The sequence below is a fragment of the Halobacillus sp. ABR2_026 genome (assembly GCF_056158545.1).
The window spans coordinates 755584-773078 of the sequence record NZ_JBSWTM010000001.1; the positions used below are offsets into that span (position 1 = coordinate 755584).

Genomic DNA, 17495 nt, shown 5'->3' on the forward strand with positions numbered 1-17495 from the left:
GTTGATATTACGTAAAAAGCTCCCCTCACGTTGAAGAGGGAAGCTTTTTTACATTTAGTTGATGCCCATCATGGCCAGTAAAATGATGGCAACTGTTGCAACCATCGGAATTAGAAGACCGACGACAAACACGTCTTTGTAAGAGTCTTTGTGGGTCAATCCGGTAACCGTGAACAAGGTCAGTAACGCTCCATTATGAGGAAGGATGGATGCTCCTGATGCTACCGAAGTGATCCGGTGAAAGGCTTCAAGGCTCATTCCTTGGTTGACGGCAATGTTGTAGTATTCCTGGCCGAGAGCTTCAAGAGCAATCCCCATACCACCGGAAGCGGATCCTGTAATCATCGCCAGCAGACTGACAGCGAAAGCCTCGGAAAAGAATGGACTCAGGGGAATACTGAAGATGATTTCTTTGACTGAATCAAAACCGGGCGAGGCTGTCACTACTGTACCAAAACCTACGGCGGCACTTGTATTGATGGTAGCCATAACTGACCCGGAAGCACCACCATTAATGGCTTTAATGAAATCTTTATAATCTTGCCAATTGAAGATCATAATTAACAGAATCCCGATGAGCAAGGCTGCTAATATACTGATGTCAAAAACATTCAACGTTAGAACGACAGCAACAAGAGGTATAGTCGAAAGTATCCAGTTCGGAAGTTCTTCTGCGTTCACACTTTTCACCTGGTTATCTCCTTCAGGCTCAGTGAACTTCTCATCTTTTGAAGTCAACTGTCTTTCACGGAATTTCAGGTAGAAGTAACCGCCGACCGCCATGATCAATCCGGCAACGATTCCGAGGATGGGAGCAGCCATCGTGTCGGTTTTGAACGTGTTGATCGGAATGATGTTCTGGATTTGCGGAGTTCCAGGAAGTGCAGTCATTGTGAAAGTGAAGGCCCCTAATACGAAAGTTGATGGGATCAATTTTCTAGAGACATTTGCCTCACGGAACATAGCAACCGCTAAAGGATAAACGGCAAAAACCACCACGAAGAGGCTGACACCTCCATACGTGAGAATCGCTGCCGACAAAAGCATACCAAGAACCGCTCGTTTTTTACCGATTACACTTGAGATTTTATGGGCTACCGATTGAGCGGCACCTGTGTCTTCCATCAACTTTCCAAAAATCGCCCCGAAGAGAAAAATCGGAAAGTAATCTTTGGCAAAATCGACAAAGCCCTGCATGTAAGTATCTGTATAGGCAGGAAGAATATCCATCCCACTTAAAATCGCAACGATACCAGATACGAGCGGCGCAATCCAGATGATGGACCATCCAAGATAAGCCAACAGCATAAGTAGTACAAGTCCAATAAGGATACTGATCATGATGAATCCCTCACTTTATTTAATATCAGTTTTACTTTGTCCAAAACTTAAAAATACATGAGGGAAATCCATTGGAACACATTTTGAAGCATGTCCAAAGTGCTTTATGGAATAGGTGAAAAACATTCATCATGCTGAAGTAGCTTGTCTAGGGAGGTTTTCTTCTGCATGGGGCTTTTCGGAATGCATCTGTTGAAAGAATTAAATATCCGCACTCTCATTAATTCTACAGGTTGGAAATGGTGGGCCAGTTTTTTATTGTAAGGGTGCCTTGTTTAGCGTATGGACTAAGCGGAGGAGAAATAAGGAAGGCGAAAAGCGAAAGGTTAAATGATGACTCATCGTTTAACGGACACTTTAAATGAAAAAAACCGGGCATAACCTTGGAAGGTTATGCCCGGGTTCATGTATCGTGATCAGCCTGTATTACGAAGGCCGGCTGCGATTCCACTGATGGTAAGAAGAACTTCTGTCAAGGTATCTTCATGGTCGTCCACTTGACGTAGTTCTTTAATCAGCTCCACTTGTAGGAAATTCAATGGATCCACATAAGGATTACGCAGCCTTACCGATTCCTTGATCGTCGGCTGGTGATCAAGAAGTTCTGCATCTCCTGTGATCTGCAGAAGGATGTCCTTCGTTCGGTCGTATTCATCCACAATATTTTGGAAGATACGTTCTCCGAGTTCTTGATCGTTGACAAGTGCTTTATACTCTTTTGCCGTTTGGATATCCGCTTTTGTCAGAGCCATTTGTAGGTTGTTGACAACGGAACGGAAGAACGGCCAGTTTTCATACATCTGTTGAAGCACAGCAAGGTTACCTGCATCTTTTTCGATGTAACTTGCAAGTCCTGTGCCTGAAGCGTACCATGCCGGAATGAGCTGTCGGTTTTGAGTCCAGGCAAATACCCATGGAATAGCTCTCAAGTTTTCAAATTTGGAGCTGTCTTTCCGTTTCATTGGACGAGAACCGATGTTCAACTCACTGATTTCCTGTAATGGTGTGGCTTCATTGAAGTAAGTCAGGAAGTCTGAATCACCGAACACGAGGGATTGGTACTTTTTCAAGGACACATCAGAAATTTCCTCAAGAGCTTGTTCCCACACTTGTTCACGGTGGTGCCCCTGTTCTGATTCCTTGGAAATGTTCATAGCACCTTCCAGAAGGGTAGACGCTCCCTGTTCAAGGCTTCGGTAAGCAATATCTCTAAGCAGGTAACGGGAAGAGAGGACCTCACCTTGTTCTGTAATTTTCACCCCTTCACCAAGCGTTTCCACCGGCTGGGAAAGCAGGCTGCGGTTTAGCGGACCACCCCCACGACCGAGGGAACCTCCACGTCCATGGAAGAACTTCAAGCCTACATTGTATTCATGCGCCATATCATGGATTTCCTGCTGAGCTTTGTACAGTCTCCAATTGGCTGTCAATGTCCCGCCATCTTTACTTCCATCAGAATAACCAAGCATGATTTCCTGGTGGTTTCCATGTTTTTCTAAATGTTTGCTGTATACATCCATTTCGAATAGAGTTTTCAAAATATCAGGACCGGCCACAAGGTCATCCACCGTCTCAAGAAGTGGGGCTACATTCAAATGGCTTTCCACAGTTCCATCTGCATGCAGACGATAAATTCCCGCTTCTTTTGCGAGGACGAGAACTTCCAGAAGGTCACTTGCAGATTCAGTCATGCTGATCAAATAAACTTCGATGGAGCGATCACCGAACTCTTTATGAGCCTGGCGGATCATCTGAAAGACATTCAGCATCTTTTGTGTGGATTCGGAATAGTCTTCGTTCAGCAGGGAAATGGGACGAGGGTCCTCCAATACATCCTGCAGTACATTCATCTTTTCTTTCTCTGCAAGGGAAGAGTAATCCTCGACAATCCCGACTTTTTGCAACAGTTCTGTAATGGCTGATTCATGTTCTCCGCTGTGATTCCGGATATCCAACGTAGCGAGATGGAATCCGAAGAGTTCAACTTGGCGGATCAGTTTACGCAGCTTTTTCAACTCTTGTTTGTTCGGCTGGTGGGTCTGTGCACTATCTCGAATTTGACGAAGGTCTTCCAGAAGCTCGTCCGCATAGTCATAACCGATCTCCGATTGTCCGACATTACGGAGTCGTTCGAGAATGATGGCAAATTTACGACGGTAAATTTCACGATCCACACGCCATTTTTTCCCTTTAGGGAGCATAGGTTCTTCTTTTTCGATCGCATTTTTCAATTCATCCGTCACGGTAACCTGTGAAGAAGAATGGCTGAAACGCTTCATTAATTCAACAAGGACTTCATCATATTTCTTAAGGACGAGTTTCCGCTGTTTTTGAAGGGTTTCCCACGTAATGTCAGGGGTTACATTTGGGTTTCCGTCACGGTCACCACCAATCCATGAACCAAAGCGCAGGAAGTTGGGCACGTTCCATTTTTCATCAGGATAATGATCTTCCAATCTTGCTTCTAACTCCTGATGGATATCCGGAAGCACATCAAACAATGTTTCATCAAAGTAATAAAGGCCGTTCCGCACTTCATCCATGACCGTCGGTTTTCGTTCACGCAATTCATCGGTCTGCCATAGAACCGTTACTTCATTCTGCAGGCTGTCCTGCAGGCTTTTGCGTTCGCTTTTCGTTAATTGAGGATGGTCCAGCTTCTTAAGAATTGTCGCAATTCTCTTCTGGATTTCCAGGACGGTCCGCTTCGTTGCTTCTGTTGGGTGTGCGGTAATAATCAATTCCAGAGAGAGTTTATTTAAAACTTCTTGGATAGCATCTTTTGAAAACTCATTGTTTTTCAAATTCTGTACAGCACTCTCAAGAGAGAACGGCTGAGCCCCGTGGTCTTCGCGCAGCTGGTATTCACGGCGTCTGCGGATGCGGTGATTTTGTTCAGCGATGTTTACGAGGTGGAAATAAATTGAGAATGCGCGGATGACTTGGGAGCGCATCGGTGGTTCGAGGTTTTGAATCTCTTTCTTCAGTTGGTTGTATGTTGAGGGGTCTGGGTTATTCCTCAGGTCTTTCGTCAGTTGTCGGATGGTTTCTACTTTGTTCAGTAGTTCCTCTCCGCCGTGGTGGACGAGAATGTCACCAAGCATTTTTCCTAATGCATGAATATCCCTTCGTAAGGGAGTTGTATGATCGTTTGTGTTTTTGACAGTAGTCATACTTTCACCTTCCTGTTAGATCATTTAAGTAAAATTTCGTTTGCCTATGTGTTTCATAATGTTATCAGAATAATTTGCATAGTCAAACACTTCGAACCGTGTTATCATCTATGGTTGCCCTGTTTTTACTTGAGTCAATGTTCAGAGAAACTAAAGCTGACAGTGAATGTAAGCGTTAACTTATAACCATGCATAAACATACTTTTTCTATTTTAAATTTTTTCATCCTAAAATACAAAATGTAAATCTTAGGTGTTGTGTTTTGGAATAATTTGTATGACCTGGCCACCCAGTTATTTCCAATTTGGGTGGGAGGTGTTTTATTGGGGTGGAGTATAGAATTTGGATGGGAATGAAAAAGTAAAGGGAGGACCATGAGTGGCCTCCCTTTATAGTGGGGTCAGTTTTTCGAGACTCATTTCATACAGGTTCCATTTTTCGTTTCCGAACGAGCGGTGGTTTTTCAAATGACGATCAATGGTGAATCCTGCTTTTTTATAACAATGAATCGCTTTTGTATTAAAATCGAAAACGCCTAAGGTTAATCTTTCAAGGCCCAGAGTTTGGAAAGCGTAGGTGGAGAAGGCCTCCATCATTTTGATTCCATATCCTTTTTTTCTAAACTGAGGAAATACGAGCACTTTTCCGATTCTCCCTTGGTTTTTGTGAAGATCGATGCGACCAATTGAAATATGTCCAATCACCCTTCCCTCATTGGCATCATAAACTTGGAAAGCCTTTCGATCCGGGGCCTTTTTGTACTCCAGAAGTTGTTGATGTGTTAATGGGTAATGAAACATCGGGCCGCCCCACTGAAGAAGAAACCTTGGGGATTGGATACAGTCGATTACTACTTGAAAGTCTTTTTCTTGAAAGGGAATGAATTGCAGCATATGTGCACTCCTTTTTACTTCTTTTTTTGAGGATCTATCATTTTTGAAAAATTGGGAAAAAAATCGTGACATTACATCTATACACATGTAATGATAAACTATTGTACAGTTAACGTTGATAGAGGAGGGAATTTTGTGCCGGATAAAGACAAAGAAAAAGAAAAAGAACAAATTGTAGATGAAGCCTTAGGAGAAAAAGACATACGAAGGTTGGAGTTCCGCGGTGGCGTCTTCACAGCAACTGTACCTTTAGTATTCTTCATTATCTGGGCCATTGTCTTGAGTGTCACAGGCCTTGTGACTGAGCAAGCGCTCGTCCTCGGCATGGTGATCGGGATTGCTATTGGACTGTTTTTATGTAAATCCAAATGGTCAGATTATGCCCAAAGTTTAATTTCAGGAATGGCTCAGCCTGTCGGGGTGGTCGCCATTATCGCCTGGTTTTGGGCAGGGATGTTTGCCAACATGTTATCAGCTGGTGGATTAGTGGATGGTCTCATTTGGTTCGGTTTCCAATCCGGACTAGAGGGAGGAGCTTTTGTAGGAATCACCTTCCTGTTGGCTGGGTTATTTTCCACAGCTGTTGGTACAGGTTATGGTACAGTGGCGACCTTTGGTGTGCTCATGTATCCTGCAGGGGTTATCCTGGGAGCAGATCCAGTCATCCTTCTTGCAGCAATTTTAAGTGGTGCCGTGTTTGGGGATAACTTAGCTCCTGTATCGGACACGACGATTGTCTCTGCCACGACCCAGGATGCGGATGTACCAGGTGTGGTACGTTCACGTTTCAAATATTCCATCACTGCTGCTATTCCAGCTCTTATTTTATTCGTGATTTTCGGTGGTGGCGGAGAAATGGGAAGTCAGCAGGTCGTCAATCAATTACAGAATGAAGTCTCACCGGAAGGATTACTTATGCTCGCTCCGTTTGCTTTGGTTTTATACTTAGCTTTGAGCGGTCATCATCTTTTAACCTCTCTTTCATACGGAATCCTGGCAGCAGGAGTGTTTATTCTCTTATCCGGGAAATCGTTGACAGAGGTCCTGCATATTCATAAGAATGATGCTGGTGAAGCGGTAGTTGAGGGCGCATTGATCGATGGGATCAGTGGTTACTTTAACATGGCTATCCTCATCTTGTTCATTTTGGCAGCCGCCTATCTATTGGATGTTGCCGGCACGATGGATGTGATCAAGAACTTCTTCCTGAAGTTGATCAACAATGTTGTGCGCAGAGCTGAACTTTCAATTTTCGGAATAGTGGCTTTCTTGAATGTATTCATTACAATCAATACGGCTGCTGAAATAGCAGCTGCTCCGTTTGTCCGTAAGCTTGGTAGAGAAATGAACATCCATCCTTACAGAAGAGCTAACTTTCTGGATACAGTTACTTCTTCGCTGGGATATATTTTTCCATGGAGTGGTGGTGTACTGCTCGCATGGGCAACCGTCCAGGGAGCAGCCGATCAATACGATTTCCTGCCTGTCGTCGGGCCGGGAGAAGTCTTTCCATTTGTATTTCAAGGATGGCTATTGTTAATCGTCATGTTTATTGCCGCATGGACTGGCTGGGGACTTCGTTATACTGGAAAGAATGGTGAAGAAGTAAAGCCGGAGGATTTTGAAAAACAAGAATAATAAAGGAGCCTCCTGAGTGATGACTCAGGAGGCTTTTGATTTATGCATGTATATGTGCTTTGATTTCCTTCATTTGGTCCAGGTGGCGCAGTTCGTGCCAGCCGATAAATTCCACCCATTGGACTAAGTTCATATCTCCGAAAGAGGGATGTGGAAAGACTCTGTTTTTTAAAGTTTCTTCATCTTTATTATGGATGAGGAACCAAGTAGCTTCACGGGACTTTTTCAAACCTTCCTTGGCATCTTCTAGGGATTGGAATTCTCCTTTTGGCTGGACGGCCTCTGGAGCTTCCACTTTGTAATCACGGTTGGTCGTCTTATGGATTGGTTTTTCGGTCGCCTGTTGAGTGTCTCCTTGTTTAAGGGCTTGATTAATTTGATAAACAATCAGTTGTTCCATCAAGTAAAGATGTTCTAAAACTTCTAGAATGGACCAACGGTTTTCTTCCGGCTTGACGTCAGCTTCCTGTGTAGAAACTTGTTCAACGAAATTCAGGAGTTCCTCTCTTTTGTCTTCTAAGCCATACATACAAATTCTCCCTTTCAAGTGAAGTTACCTCGAGTTTATCACAACTACTATCAATGAATCTTTCCCGAGCCCTCCACATAATGAAACCTTTCCCCGACTCCATCGTATATACATTATGTGAAGAAGGGATTTATTGTATGACCAGGTCATACATATATTTCCATTATACGACTAGACAATTTGGAGGGGGCAAAGGTATGAGTGAATATTCCATTGAAGAGTTTATTCGGAAAACGAAGCAGGATGAATCGGAGAATGATTATTTTGAGTTGGAGACGCCGAGAATTCTGGAAGTGAATCTTCTTGATCAAGTCTGGGCCAAGGCGGGTGCGATGATATCCTATAATGGAAACATTAAGTTTGAGAGAGAAGGTATTCTTGAACATGGGGTTGGGAAATTGTTCAAAAAAGCGATGACAGGAGAAGGTAGTTCCTTAATGAAGGCGACAGGGAGGGGGCGTTTGTACCTTGCCGATCAGGGAAAGAAAATAACCATCTTTGACTTGGACAATGAGACGCTTACCGTTAATGGCAATGATCTGCTGGCCTTCGAACCGAGCATTGACTGGGATATTAAACTGATGAAAAAGGTAGCCGGTATGGTTTCCGGAGGGTTATTTAATGTGACGCTGAGCGGAAGCGGCCGGGTTGCAGTTACTTCCCATTATGAACCGCTGACGCTTTTGGTACGCCCGGGTGAACCGGTGATCACAGATCCACATGCTACGGTGGCATGGTCAGGTCACTTGGAGCCGAATTTCAAAACAGACATCAGCTTCAAGACGTTGATCGGACGGGGAAGCGGAGAGTCGATCCAAATGCAGTTCGAGGGGGATGGGTTCGTCATCGTCCAGCCTTTCGAAGAAGTATATACGACGGGCCAAAGCTGAAGCTGAATTTTTTACAGACAGGCATGTGCGTGTTATCCTTTGAATACAATAAATACAAGAGAGAACTTGAAGCCCATCGAAATTAATTTTTCAGTCTGTTATCCTTTACTTCTTTACACAAACGTAGTACTATGGGTACTAACAAAAATAAATAACGGAAACTTCTTATCCAGAGAGGCGGAGGGACTGGCCCTTTGATGCCCGGCAACCATCGAATCAATCCAAGGATTGACGAGAACGGTGCCAATTCCTGTAGAATGGATGACCATTCTAAGAGATGAGAGGATCGTGCGGATATTAGCGACCCCTTTTCTTACTGGATAAGAAAAGGGGTCTTTTTGTGGAACAACACGCCCGTCAAGGCTCTCGATAGAAGTTGCGTTAAGGGAAAGGAAAGATGTTATATGGCAACAGCTATTTTTGGTGCAGGATGTTTCTGGGGAGTAGAAGCATTCTTTGAAAAATTCGAAGGAGTTACTCAAACGAAAGTCGGTTATATCGGCGGCCATTTGGAGAATCCGACCTATGAACAAGTGAAAGCAGGGGAAAGCGGACATGCTGAGTCCGTTAAAGTGGAGTATGATCCAACGGTCATCACATATGCAGAACTTGTGAATATATTCTTTGAAGCTCACGATCCTACCTCCCGGAACAAGCAGGGAATTGATGTCGGGCATCAATACCGTTCTGTCATTTTTTATTCCGATGCAAGTCAACGCTACATTGCTGACGAAAAAATTAAGGAATGGGAAGAAAAAGGAATCTTTAAACGCCCAATCGTTACCGAAGTTGAACAGGCAACGACTTTTTACGAAGCAGAAGAACATCATCAGAAATATCTGCAAAAGCATGGCTCAGCGGCATGCTCCATCGGATAAAGCGAAAGGACCCTAGAAGGGTCCTTTTTTTATGGATGATAACCAAAGTTGGTCCTGAAGTTTCGTTGCTTTTTCATTCTTTATGATGCCGGGATCCATCCATTGCTTTAAGAAAGTACGCAGTTGGAAGAAGGATGCCGATCCCGGACTCAAGCAAGGCAAAGAAGCGTGTGATCCCGACGGGCAGCATATCTCCATAACCTACGCTTAATAATGTTTCACCACTAAAATAAACCAAATCCAAAAAGGAAGGGTCTACAGCATCTCGTGATGATAAACTGGTAACAAGGATGACTCCATTCGTGGAAAGTACGTAATAGATGATCGCAAATCCGATCAATACACCTGTAAGGACAAAGAATAATTGAAAGAAAAGGGCTGTGCTGAAATAGCTTTTCTTATAATGTTTGTTTGTGAAAAAATAAACCAGGTTGGCTGCGATGAAAATGATGGTCACGATGAATAAGGCTTGTACCATTTCGTTTCCTCCCTTCTCCTGAGATGAGTTAGCTGTCCGTTGCCGAGGAGAAACGGACGTTATGCAGAAACAACTACCCGAATGGCAAGTTATTATAAACATGGATGACATAAGGAAGGGGATGACTGTATGTGGATGAATGATGCGATTCTTATCATCATGTGTTTGTTCATGGTGCTTGGAGCGCTTGATTATTATGTCCTGAATCATAAGCTTTCTCTCGGATGGCGGTTTTATGAAGCCTTTATGATGATGGGTCCGCTCGCTCTGTCAATGGTCGGGATTATTTCTTTAGCCCCGGTGCTCTCACAATGGCTTGCCCCTGTCATCCGTCCCGTATTTTTATGGCTCGGGGCAGATCCTGCAATGTTTGCATCCATGATGCTGGCTATTGATATGGGGGCCTATCCGTTAGCAGAGTCTCTCGCTATAGAAAAGGAGGCAGCTACGTTTTCGTGGGCACTTCTCGGGACTATGATGGGGCCTACGCTCGTTTTCACCATTCCTGTAGCCTTGACGATTGTAAAAAAAGAAGACCGCCCATTCTTTTCCAAAGGAATCTTAGCTGGTCTGGTCACTGTTCCAATCGGATGCTTTATCGGAGGTGGACTGGCTGGTTATGAAGCAGGGTGGATGCTTCGTAACCTGACTCCTGCTCTTTTACTTTCTATAGGCATTGGTGCCGGATTATGGTTGTTTACAGATGTGACCATTCGTTTATTTTCTTATTTTGGAAAAACGATTGAAATAATAATCATCACAGGCCTTGTTCTTATCATTATTGAAACACTTACAGATATTGTTCTCCTCCAAGGTATGGCTCCGTTATCGGAAGGGATGATCATTGTAGGTAGAATTACGGTCACTTTAGCCGGGGCTTATCCTCTTGTCGCATTTATTAATCGCAAGGGGGAGAAGGTCATTGGTAAGCTTGGGAAGAAATTTGGGATGAATGCTACTTCTCTCACAGGGTTGATTGCCTCCACGGCTCACCATTTACCGATGCTTGCAACGATGAAAGATATGGATGATCGAGGAAAAACGGTCAATGCTGCTTTTGCTGTCAGTGGGGCGTTCGTTATTGGCAGTCATTTTGCATTTGTAGCGAGTGTTGAAAAAGGGATGATCTTTCCAGTATTAGCAGGAAAGTTATCAGCAGGATTACTCGCAGTCATTCTGGCTCTATGGATGACGAGGGAAAGCAAATCAGTTTCCTAACAAACCCACACGCTTTATAATAAGGACTGAATCCACAAAAAAGGAGTTTTTTCATGAAATCGCAAATGAAACAGCAGTATGATGAGTATATTGAGAAATTCAAGAAATCGGCTCCTCAAGAAACACAGGATAAAATGAAGAAAGCCATTGATGAACTGGAATCTTCCGATGAGGGCAAAGGTCTGCCTGCAGGTGAAAAAGCCCCTAATTTCAATCTTCCAGACGCCAAAGGCGAGACTGTTGAGTTGAATGAGCAGTTGAAAAACGGCCCGGTTATCCTGACTTTCTATCGTGGAGGATGGTGCCCTTACTGTAATATGGAATTGAGGGCCTATCAGGAAATTCTTGATGAGATTCATGGAGAGGGAGCGGAATTGATTGCCATCAGCCCGCAGACTCCGGACCATTCATTGAGTACTCAGGAGAAAAATGAACTGAATTTCCATGTATTAAGTGATGTGGGGAATGAAGTGGCGAACCAATATAATCTTGTTTACCAGCTGCCGGAGTATCTTGCGGAGGTCTACAAAGAGAAAGGTTTGAATGTAGATCAACATAACGGGGATGAGACGTGGACACTGCCTGTCTCTTCTACTTATATTATCGATAAAGACGGAACGATTGCCTATGAATATACGAAATCGGATTATAAAGATCGTGCAGAACCATCAGATGTTCTGGATGAATTGAAGAAGTTGAACAAGTAAACAGCAAAAGCGTCCTCTACAAGAGAGGACGCTTTATTTTTTAGGCTCTGTTAAAGTTCAGTGTTGATATTTGCAGCAACGGATGGAAGTGACAATGAATGATAGGATGGCGAAAAAGGTATTTATTTCCAAGTGCCGAAACCTTTAGATGATCTACTTTCACGATGTAACCATTGAATCTTGTTGGATTATTATATCGAAACGGATCCTTTCGCTAAATGGAAGGATTCTTGAAGACTCCGTTTCGAGATGGTTCGGGGTTCGTTATCGTGTTGGGTGCCAGGGGTGGCTGGGATTACATAAAAAGACTGACGTTCTTAAAGAAAAAATAAGCAGCAAGGATGAAAATAATGAGACCGCATTGCAGGCAGAGCCCTAGGATGCTGCACACTTTGCCTCCTAAAGCGAAACGGAAGCCTGGCTCATCAGTGGAAAGCTCCCGGAGAGCCTGATTAGCGAAAACAATCCCGGTCCACCCAAGAATCATACCTATGAATGGCAGGAAGAGGGAGATAATGCCTAAAACGCAGGATGTAACGGCCTTTTGGTACACCGGAGATCCCCTCCTATTTTGTATAGCGGTTCGCATAGCTGCTGGCTACAATCGAGTCCGGCTTGATTTTCGGTTCCATACCAAGCGACTCAATCCTTGCCATCATTTCATTGACGTAGACTCTTGTCCTGTTTCGGTCTCCACTTCCGATATCGATATGGCCCTCAATTGTAAACGTCGCTCCTTTGTAGATGTGAGGGAGGACTACCTCGATGAGAGCATTCTTTTTTTCTTCCGAAAAGAGAGTGGCTACTTGTTCTGTAAGGGAGGTTTCATAGGAAATCCGTTCATGTAAAGTCGTCATTTGCCGGTGGACGATTTCTTTGCGAAAGCATGCCCATGCGCCTTTTCCTACACGCTGGATGACGATGCCGGTAATGAAAAGGGTGTGGGAGGGATGCACTTGAGAATCCGTCCCCATCATGAGTTTGTAATTTCCGAGTGGGTCGTGCTTCATGAAGGTAATAATGTGGGAAAACACATCTTCGAATTTCATCTTTTTATGGGTAAGGTTTTGAAAATTATGGGATGGGTTCACAGTAGCCAACTCCTTTAATTTTTCGAAAGAAAGGGATTGTACGTCAATGAGCTAGTGACCATTCTGTTATTAAGATATTCATAGACCTACTCGAAAGATAACATGAATTTATCGAGAGTATGTGTATAGGATGAAAAAATTATGTGTTCAATCGAAAAGGAGAGGAGGATTTCCCTATCTGCAGCTTTTTTTGTTCATTCATTTCTTGAAATGATCGTTAGAATGGGGGAGGGGGATGTTTATGGATGTAAATGAAATGCTGCAGCAACTTCCTTGCCTAAGGGAAGGAGAAACCTTCATTTTAGGGATTGATGGCCTCAGCCGTTCGGGTAAAACGACGGTCACGAAAGCATTGGAAGGAGAACTTAAGAACAGGTCGATTCCAGTGGTGGTTTATCACATCGATGACTATATTGTGGAAGCCAATAAGCGGTACAACACCGGATATGAACCCTGGTACGAGTATTATTTCCTTCAATGGGATGTGGCAGTGTTAAAGGAGAAGCTGTTCAAAGACTTGGAAAAAGAAAAAAAGCTGGTCATTCTCGAAGGAGTATTTCTTCAACGGGAGGAATGGCGAGGATATTTTAATAGAATGATCTATTTGAAATGTTCGAGGGAGGAAAGATATTTAAGGGAAGAACCGGAAACAAGAAAAAAAGTCGATAAGTTTAAGGAGCGCTATTGGAAAGCTGAAGATTACTACTTAACCATGGTCGATCCGGAGGGGCGAGCGGATGTCGTAATCGTTTCTTCTTAATGAAAGGAGAAGAGGCACGGCCTCTTCTCCTTGAAACATTGAGCTAGAAGATAAATATCCAAAACAAGATAGCGGTTAGGACAAATGTGATGGCGTAAATAGTCGTAAGCAATGGGATGCTTCCCGTGTCGCTTCCTGCATTTTTTAATTGGACGGCATCGTCTTCAGGAGATGTTTTATTCTCCGCTTTATTTACATTCTTAGCAATGACGAGTGTCCCGATTAGAGCTGCAATGGAGACGATGGCGATCAGGCCATAGTAGATCGGATACATTGGATGTGCTCCTCTCCCATTTGTTACCTCTATTATAATAGAAGAAACGGAAATGTGCGAAACTCTGTTTGTTGATCACATATTCTCCGGGGCTTGGATGCCAAGCAGGGCCAGTCCTTCTTTCAATTGATAATTGACCATATAAATTAAAGAAAGAAGGGGTTGTTCTTCTTCACTGCCAATTATTTTTGTTTGGGCGTAGCATTTATTAAAATGACGGGCGGTTTCCAACAAGTGTTTAGCAAGTATGGAAGGATCATACTCTTTATAAGATTTTTTAATCACCTCCGGATAAAGTTGGATGGTTTTTATCAATGACCAGGTGGATGCTTTATGGATTTTTGTTTGGTAATTGATCGGGTTAAATTTCCCTTTTTCAAGCAGTGATAGCGTTCTTGCGTAAGTATATTGCAGATAAGGAGCTGTATTCCCTTCAAAGGTCAGCATATCTTCCAATGAGAACTCTACATCGTGTCGACGGTCATGTTTCAGGTCATGGAAGATGACTGCCCCCACGCCTACTTGTTCGGCGACCTCTTTTGCATTCTTTAGATTTGGATTTTTTTCCTTGATATTTTTAAGGGCCTGAGTAATACCTTCTTCAAGGGCCTGTTCCAGTAAGACGGTTTTTCCTTGGCGGGTGGACATTTTTTTGCCGTCTTGAAGCATCATACCAAAAGAGATATGCTTCAATTGGTCCGCCCAGGAATACCCGGCTTTTTTAAGTACATGTTTGATCTGTTGAAAATGGAGCGTCTGCTCACTACCGACTACATACAGCAACTCATCGAACCCGTGCGTGTTCCATCGGTCAATAGCGGCTGTTAAATCTCTTGTCGCATAAATTGTTGTTCCATTGCTTTTTTGAATGAGGCATGGTGGGAGTTCTTCTTGATCCAATCGTACAACCTGAGCACCTTGTGATTCTTCCAACAATCCTTTTTGTTGCAGCATTTGAAGGGTTGTATCCATTTTATTATTATAATAGGCTTCCCCCTGGGTTAAGTGGAATGAGATCCCGAGCAGGTGATAGATTTTTTCGAATTCTTCTAAAGAAACTTCTTTGAACCATTCCCATAAAGAAAGAGCTTGTTCATCGTTGTTTTCCAGTTTCTTAAACCATTCTCTTCCTTCTTCGATGAGGGAGGAATCTTCTTTGGAAGCCTCATGGAATTTTACATACACACGCGTCAATTCCTGAATAGGGTTCTCTTTAATTCCATCTTCTCGGCCCCATTTTAAGTAGGCAGCTAATAGTTTTCCAAACTGGGTGCCGTAGTCTCCGATATAGTTAATTTTCACAGGAGTATACCCGCATTTATGAGCCAGGTTGGACAGCGCATTTCCTATAACGGTGGATCTTAAGTGTCCCATGGAAAAAGGTTTGGCGATATTCGGAGCAGACATGTCCAGCACAACCGTTTTCCCATTTCCAAAAGAATGAGAGCCATAAGTATCAGGGTTTTGATAGAACTGCTGAAGGACATGGTCAGTCACGAACATCTGGTCAAGGAAAATGTTAATGTATCCACTGGCCGTCTGCACTTCTTTGAAAAGCGGATGTTTTAAACCTTTCGAGATTTCTTCTGCAATCATCGCCGGATTCTTTTTTAACGATTTCGCCAAAGAGAAGCATGGAAAAGCTAAATCACCGACGTCCGATCGTTTAGGAACTTCAATGTTATCCTCTACCCATTCCTTTGGGTAACTTTCCCCGAGAATATGAGAAATTTGTAGCGAGAGTATTTGTTTTTCCATCCAGGACACCTCCAAAAATTAAAAAACCCCGTCTCTTAGAAGAGACGAGGTTTGTGCTCGTGGTACCACTCTTATAGCTGTTATCCAGCCACTCGATGTTGTTAACGGGGAATTCCCCGGCTTATCCCTACTCCTGTTTTCAGGTAAGCTCCTCAAAAGTCCGTTTCACTATCAGGAATCTGCTCAGGCTTCCACCGTCCCTGAGTCGCTGTTCTATTCCTGTACAGTTACTCTCTTTTTCCTAGAATTTTTATATGGTTGAAAAGAGTATAGCGGAAAGATTTCCTGTTTGCAATCCCTTTTCTTTTCATTAATGAATCTTCATCTCCTCTAGGATATTATTTGTAATGATATTTTTCGTACAGATGATGAAGATTATTTTTTGAAAACCGCTCCTGGAAATGAGTCTTTACTCCCTTTTATTTTCCATATATTTAAAATGGACCTTTCCATTCAAAGAAACCTGTGTAAAAAGACACATGATAATGATAGCGGTTACATAGGTGTGTCTATACTTTGGATATTACCGTGTAATATTACTCTTAAGTAAAACAGATATGGATTCATGTTTACAAAAAACAAGAAACTCCACTTGATAAATAAGAAAAGAAAGGATAGAGGTGTACAACACATGCCGTTTTAAGAAGTATTTGAAAAGCATCTTTTGAGAAGGACCATCGAATCATTCTATGACAATAAGGTTACAGGGAGGTTACGAAGGAAATGTTTACCTTTTGAAATTTTGTGTGTGCTTGTAAGACTTGTGGAAAAATATGATGTTTCTTGTATTCCGATGATGTGAAATTTTCTTACTATTTACATGATACTTTACTACCTTTTTCCGTTTGTCCAGTTTGTGATAGTGTTGTCATGCATTCAAGGTTCGACATTTTATTGGAAAGTGAGGTGGCTTATGGCAAGGATTCCAAGTTATTCATCTGAGCATTTATATAAGACAATGCTTCATGCAGTGAATAGCAATTTGGAGGACCAAAGCCTGAAAGATCTGGCCGTACAATTTATTTCTTATAAGAAAACTGAGGGTTTTTCTTTTTCCACGATTACTCAGCTTCATTTTCACATGGATTCCAGGGAGAAACACGAGGGCATGTACGTCCTATCAGCGGCTGTTGAGTTCTTGATCCTGGCTCTTGATATTTTGGATGATCTGCAGGACGAAGATGCTGATGATAAACCTTGGGCCCAGTCTTCTAAGGCTACATCGATGAATTTGTCTACCGGCTTTTTAGTGATGAGCATGAAGCTGATTCAAGAGGCTCCTTTCCAAAAGGGCGTTTCCACTGGCGCCTTAAACTCCTTGCATCATCAAGTCATACAAGCCGTAAATGGTCAACATAGAGACTTACTTTCAACACCTTCTACTGAAGAAGAGTTTTTGGATATGATGAAGCATAAATCAGGGGCATTAATGGCATGTGCATGTATGCTCGGGGCATCTATTCATGATGCCAGCAACCTCTCCATCATACAACGATATGGGGAGAGCTTTGGTATAGGAGCGCAACTAGTTAATGACTTGCAGGACTTGGTTCGTTTTGACTCTAAAAATGATTTGCTCAATAAAAAGTGGACATTACCTGTATTTATGCTCATGAAACAAAATGCCCCGGAGGCAGAATGGATGAAAGATTACTATGAGGGACGCGTAGATCGTTCGTTCATCACGGATCGGAAGCAGGTTTTATTTGACTGGGTTTCCCGATCCACGGTCATCCCATACATCCAGGTTCTCGTTCGCAAGTATCAGCGCAAAGCTGTGCAGGAGATGGAATTATTGCAGGTAAACCCGGAATGGAAGAAACGGATGGAGAAGGTTATTGAGGACTTATAAAATGATGGATCTTTA

The 17495-nt window shown here is 43.0% G+C and carries 16 protein-coding genes, 1 riboswitch and 1 other annotated feature; of the genes, 7 read left to right on the forward strand and 9 right to left on the reverse strand.

What is annotated here, in order from left to right; genetic code table 11:
* Positions 1-54: 54 nt before the first annotated feature.
* The 3 genes from ACXADE_RS03820 to ACXADE_RS03830 all read right to left on the reverse strand — a co-directional run bounded on the left by ACXADE_RS03820 (position 55) and on the right by ACXADE_RS03830 (position 5407).
* Positions 55-1341, reverse strand: a complete 1287-nt coding sequence (locus ACXADE_RS03820; RefSeq protein WP_474979187.1) for a GntP family permease — start codon at positions 1339-1341, stop codon at positions 55-57.
* A 416-nt stretch (positions 1342-1757) separates the two neighbouring features.
* Positions 1758-4514, reverse strand: coding sequence for a phosphoenolpyruvate carboxylase (gene ppc, locus ACXADE_RS03825; protein WP_474979188.1), 2757 nt, complete (start codon positions 4512-4514; stop codon positions 1758-1760).
* 389 nt (positions 4515-4903) lie between these two features.
* A complete protein-coding gene (locus ACXADE_RS03830; protein ID WP_474979189.1) occupies positions 4904-5407 on the reverse strand; it encodes a GNAT family N-acetyltransferase in 504 nt (167 codons plus the stop codon).
* 135 nt (positions 5408-5542) lie between these two features.
* Between ACXADE_RS03830 and ACXADE_RS03835 the strand changes: the two genes are divergently transcribed.
* Positions 5543-7045: a Na+/H+ antiporter NhaC family protein gene (locus ACXADE_RS03835; RefSeq protein WP_474979190.1), complete on the forward strand. Its 1503-nt coding sequence runs from the start codon at positions 5543-5545 to the stop codon at positions 7043-7045.
* Positions 7046-7085: 40 nt separating this feature from the next.
* Here the strand turns inward: ACXADE_RS03835 and ACXADE_RS03840 are convergent, their stop codons facing one another.
* Positions 7086-7574, reverse strand: coding sequence for a DinB family protein (locus ACXADE_RS03840; protein ID WP_474979191.1), 489 nt, complete (start codon positions 7572-7574; stop codon positions 7086-7088).
* 197 nt (positions 7575-7771) lie between these two features.
* Here ACXADE_RS03840 and ACXADE_RS03845 point away from each other — a divergent pair, with 197 nt between their 5' ends.
* Together ACXADE_RS03845 and msrA are read left to right on the forward strand one after the other, a co-directional pair.
* The gene (locus ACXADE_RS03845; protein ID WP_474979192.1) at positions 7772-8464 is read left to right on the forward strand and encodes an AIM24 family protein; all 693 of its coding nucleotides are present in this window, start codon (positions 7772-7774) and stop codon (positions 8462-8464) included.
* A gap of 162 nt (positions 8465-8626) precedes the next feature.
* Positions 8627-8748: riboswitch (SAM riboswitch) on the forward strand.
* Positions 8749-8868: 120 nt separating this feature from the next.
* Positions 8869-9342, forward strand: a complete 474-nt coding sequence (gene msrA / locus ACXADE_RS03850; protein WP_474979193.1) for a peptide-methionine (S)-S-oxide reductase MsrA — start codon at positions 8869-8871, stop codon at positions 9340-9342.
* A gap of 73 nt (positions 9343-9415) precedes the next feature.
* On the opposite strand, the gene ACXADE_RS03855 is transcribed toward msrA, so the two are convergent.
* On the reverse strand, positions 9416-9820 hold the full coding sequence (locus ACXADE_RS03855; protein ID WP_474979194.1) for an ion channel: 405 nt from the start codon (positions 9818-9820) through the stop codon (positions 9416-9418).
* Between the two features lie 129 nt (positions 9821-9949).
* Here ACXADE_RS03855 and eutH point away from each other — a divergent pair, with 129 nt between their 5' ends.
* Together eutH and ACXADE_RS03865 are read left to right on the forward strand one after the other, a co-directional pair.
* On the forward strand, positions 9950-11038 hold the full coding sequence (gene eutH, locus ACXADE_RS03860) for an ethanolamine utilization protein EutH (protein WP_474979195.1): 1089 nt from the start codon (positions 9950-9952) through the stop codon (positions 11036-11038).
* Between the two features lie 53 nt (positions 11039-11091).
* Positions 11092-11745, forward strand: a complete 654-nt coding sequence (locus ACXADE_RS03865) for a peroxiredoxin-like family protein (protein ID WP_474979196.1) — start codon at positions 11092-11094, stop codon at positions 11743-11745.
* 295 nt (positions 11746-12040) lie between these two features.
* Here the strand turns inward: ACXADE_RS03865 and ACXADE_RS03870 are convergent, their stop codons facing one another.
* The gene (locus ACXADE_RS03870; protein WP_474979197.1) at positions 12041-12298 is read right to left on the reverse strand and encodes a DUF4190 domain-containing protein; all 258 of its coding nucleotides are present in this window, start codon (positions 12296-12298) and stop codon (positions 12041-12043) included.
* 13 nt (positions 12299-12311) lie between these two features.
* Positions 12312-12794, reverse strand: coding sequence for a ribonuclease H-like YkuK family protein (locus ACXADE_RS03875; protein WP_474982193.1), 483 nt, complete (start codon positions 12792-12794; stop codon positions 12312-12314).
* 283 nt (positions 12795-13077) lie between these two features.
* On the opposite strand from ACXADE_RS03875, the gene ACXADE_RS03880 reads away from it, so the two are divergent.
* Positions 13078-13596 carry an AAA family ATPase gene (locus ACXADE_RS03880; RefSeq protein ID WP_474979198.1) on the forward strand — a complete coding sequence of 173 codons (519 nt, stop codon included), beginning with the start codon at positions 13078-13080 and terminating at the stop codon, positions 13594-13596.
* A gap of 43 nt (positions 13597-13639) precedes the next feature.
* On the opposite strand, the gene ACXADE_RS03885 is transcribed toward ACXADE_RS03880, so the two are convergent.
* Positions 13640-13870: a hypothetical protein gene (locus ACXADE_RS03885; RefSeq protein WP_474979199.1), complete on the reverse strand. Its 231-nt coding sequence runs from the start codon at positions 13868-13870 to the stop codon at positions 13640-13642.
* Between the two features lie 75 nt (positions 13871-13945).
* Positions 13946-15628 (reverse strand): arginine--tRNA ligase, encoded by a 1683-nt coding sequence (gene argS, locus ACXADE_RS03890; RefSeq protein WP_474979200.1) that lies wholly within the window; start codon positions 15626-15628, stop codon positions 13946-13948.
* A gap of 37 nt (positions 15629-15665) precedes the next feature.
* Positions 15666-15880 (reverse strand) — a binding site (T-box leader).
* Between the two features lie 661 nt (positions 15881-16541).
* On the opposite strand from argS, the gene ACXADE_RS03895 reads away from it, so the two are divergent.
* Complete coding sequence (locus ACXADE_RS03895; RefSeq protein WP_474979201.1) at positions 16542-17480, forward strand: polyprenyl synthetase family protein; 939 nt, start codon at positions 16542-16544, stop codon at positions 17478-17480.
* Positions 17481-17495: the final 15 nt, after the last annotated feature.

Excerpts from the sequence above, each read along its gene's own strand:
- ACXADE_RS03820 (WP_474979187.1), bottom strand. The coding sequence starts at position 1,341 with ATGATCAGTATCCTTATTGGACTTGTACTACTTATGCTGTTGGCTTAT.
- ppc (WP_474979188.1), bottom strand. The coding sequence starts at position 4,514 with ATGACTACTGTCAAAAACACAAACGATCATACAACTCCCTTACGAAGG.
- ACXADE_RS03830 (WP_474979189.1), bottom strand. The coding sequence starts at position 5,407 with ATGCTGCAATTCATTCCCTTTCAAGAAAAAGACTTTCAAGTAGTAATC.
- ACXADE_RS03840 (WP_474979191.1), bottom strand. The coding sequence starts at position 7,574 with ATGTATGGCTTAGAAGACAAAAGAGAGGAACTCCTGAATTTCGTTGAA.
- ACXADE_RS03845 (WP_474979192.1), top strand. The coding sequence starts at position 7,772 with ATGAGTGAATATTCCATTGAAGAGTTTATTCGGAAAACGAAGCAGGAT.
- msrA (WP_474979193.1), top strand. The coding sequence starts at position 8,869 with ATGGCAACAGCTATTTTTGGTGCAGGATGTTTCTGGGGAGTAGAAGCA.
- ACXADE_RS03855 (WP_474979194.1), bottom strand. The coding sequence starts at position 9,820 with ATGGTACAAGCCTTATTCATCGTGACCATCATTTTCATCGCAGCCAAC.
- eutH (WP_474979195.1), top strand. The coding sequence starts at position 9,950 with ATGTGGATGAATGATGCGATTCTTATCATCATGTGTTTGTTCATGGTG.
- ACXADE_RS03865 (WP_474979196.1), top strand. The coding sequence starts at position 11,092 with ATGAAATCGCAAATGAAACAGCAGTATGATGAGTATATTGAGAAATTC.
- ACXADE_RS03875 (WP_474982193.1), bottom strand. The coding sequence starts at position 12,794 with ATGAAATTCGAAGATGTGTTTTCCCACATTATTACCTTCATGAAGCAC.
- ACXADE_RS03880 (WP_474979198.1), top strand. The coding sequence starts at position 13,078 with ATGGATGTAAATGAAATGCTGCAGCAACTTCCTTGCCTAAGGGAAGGA.
- ACXADE_RS03885 (WP_474979199.1), bottom strand. The coding sequence starts at position 13,870 with ATGTATCCGATCTACTATGGCCTGATCGCCATCGTCTCCATTGCAGCT.
- argS (WP_474979200.1), bottom strand. The coding sequence starts at position 15,628 with ATGGAAAAACAAATACTCTCGCTACAAATTTCTCATATTCTCGGGGAA.
- ACXADE_RS03895 (WP_474979201.1), top strand. The coding sequence starts at position 16,542 with ATGGCAAGGATTCCAAGTTATTCATCTGAGCATTTATATAAGACAATG.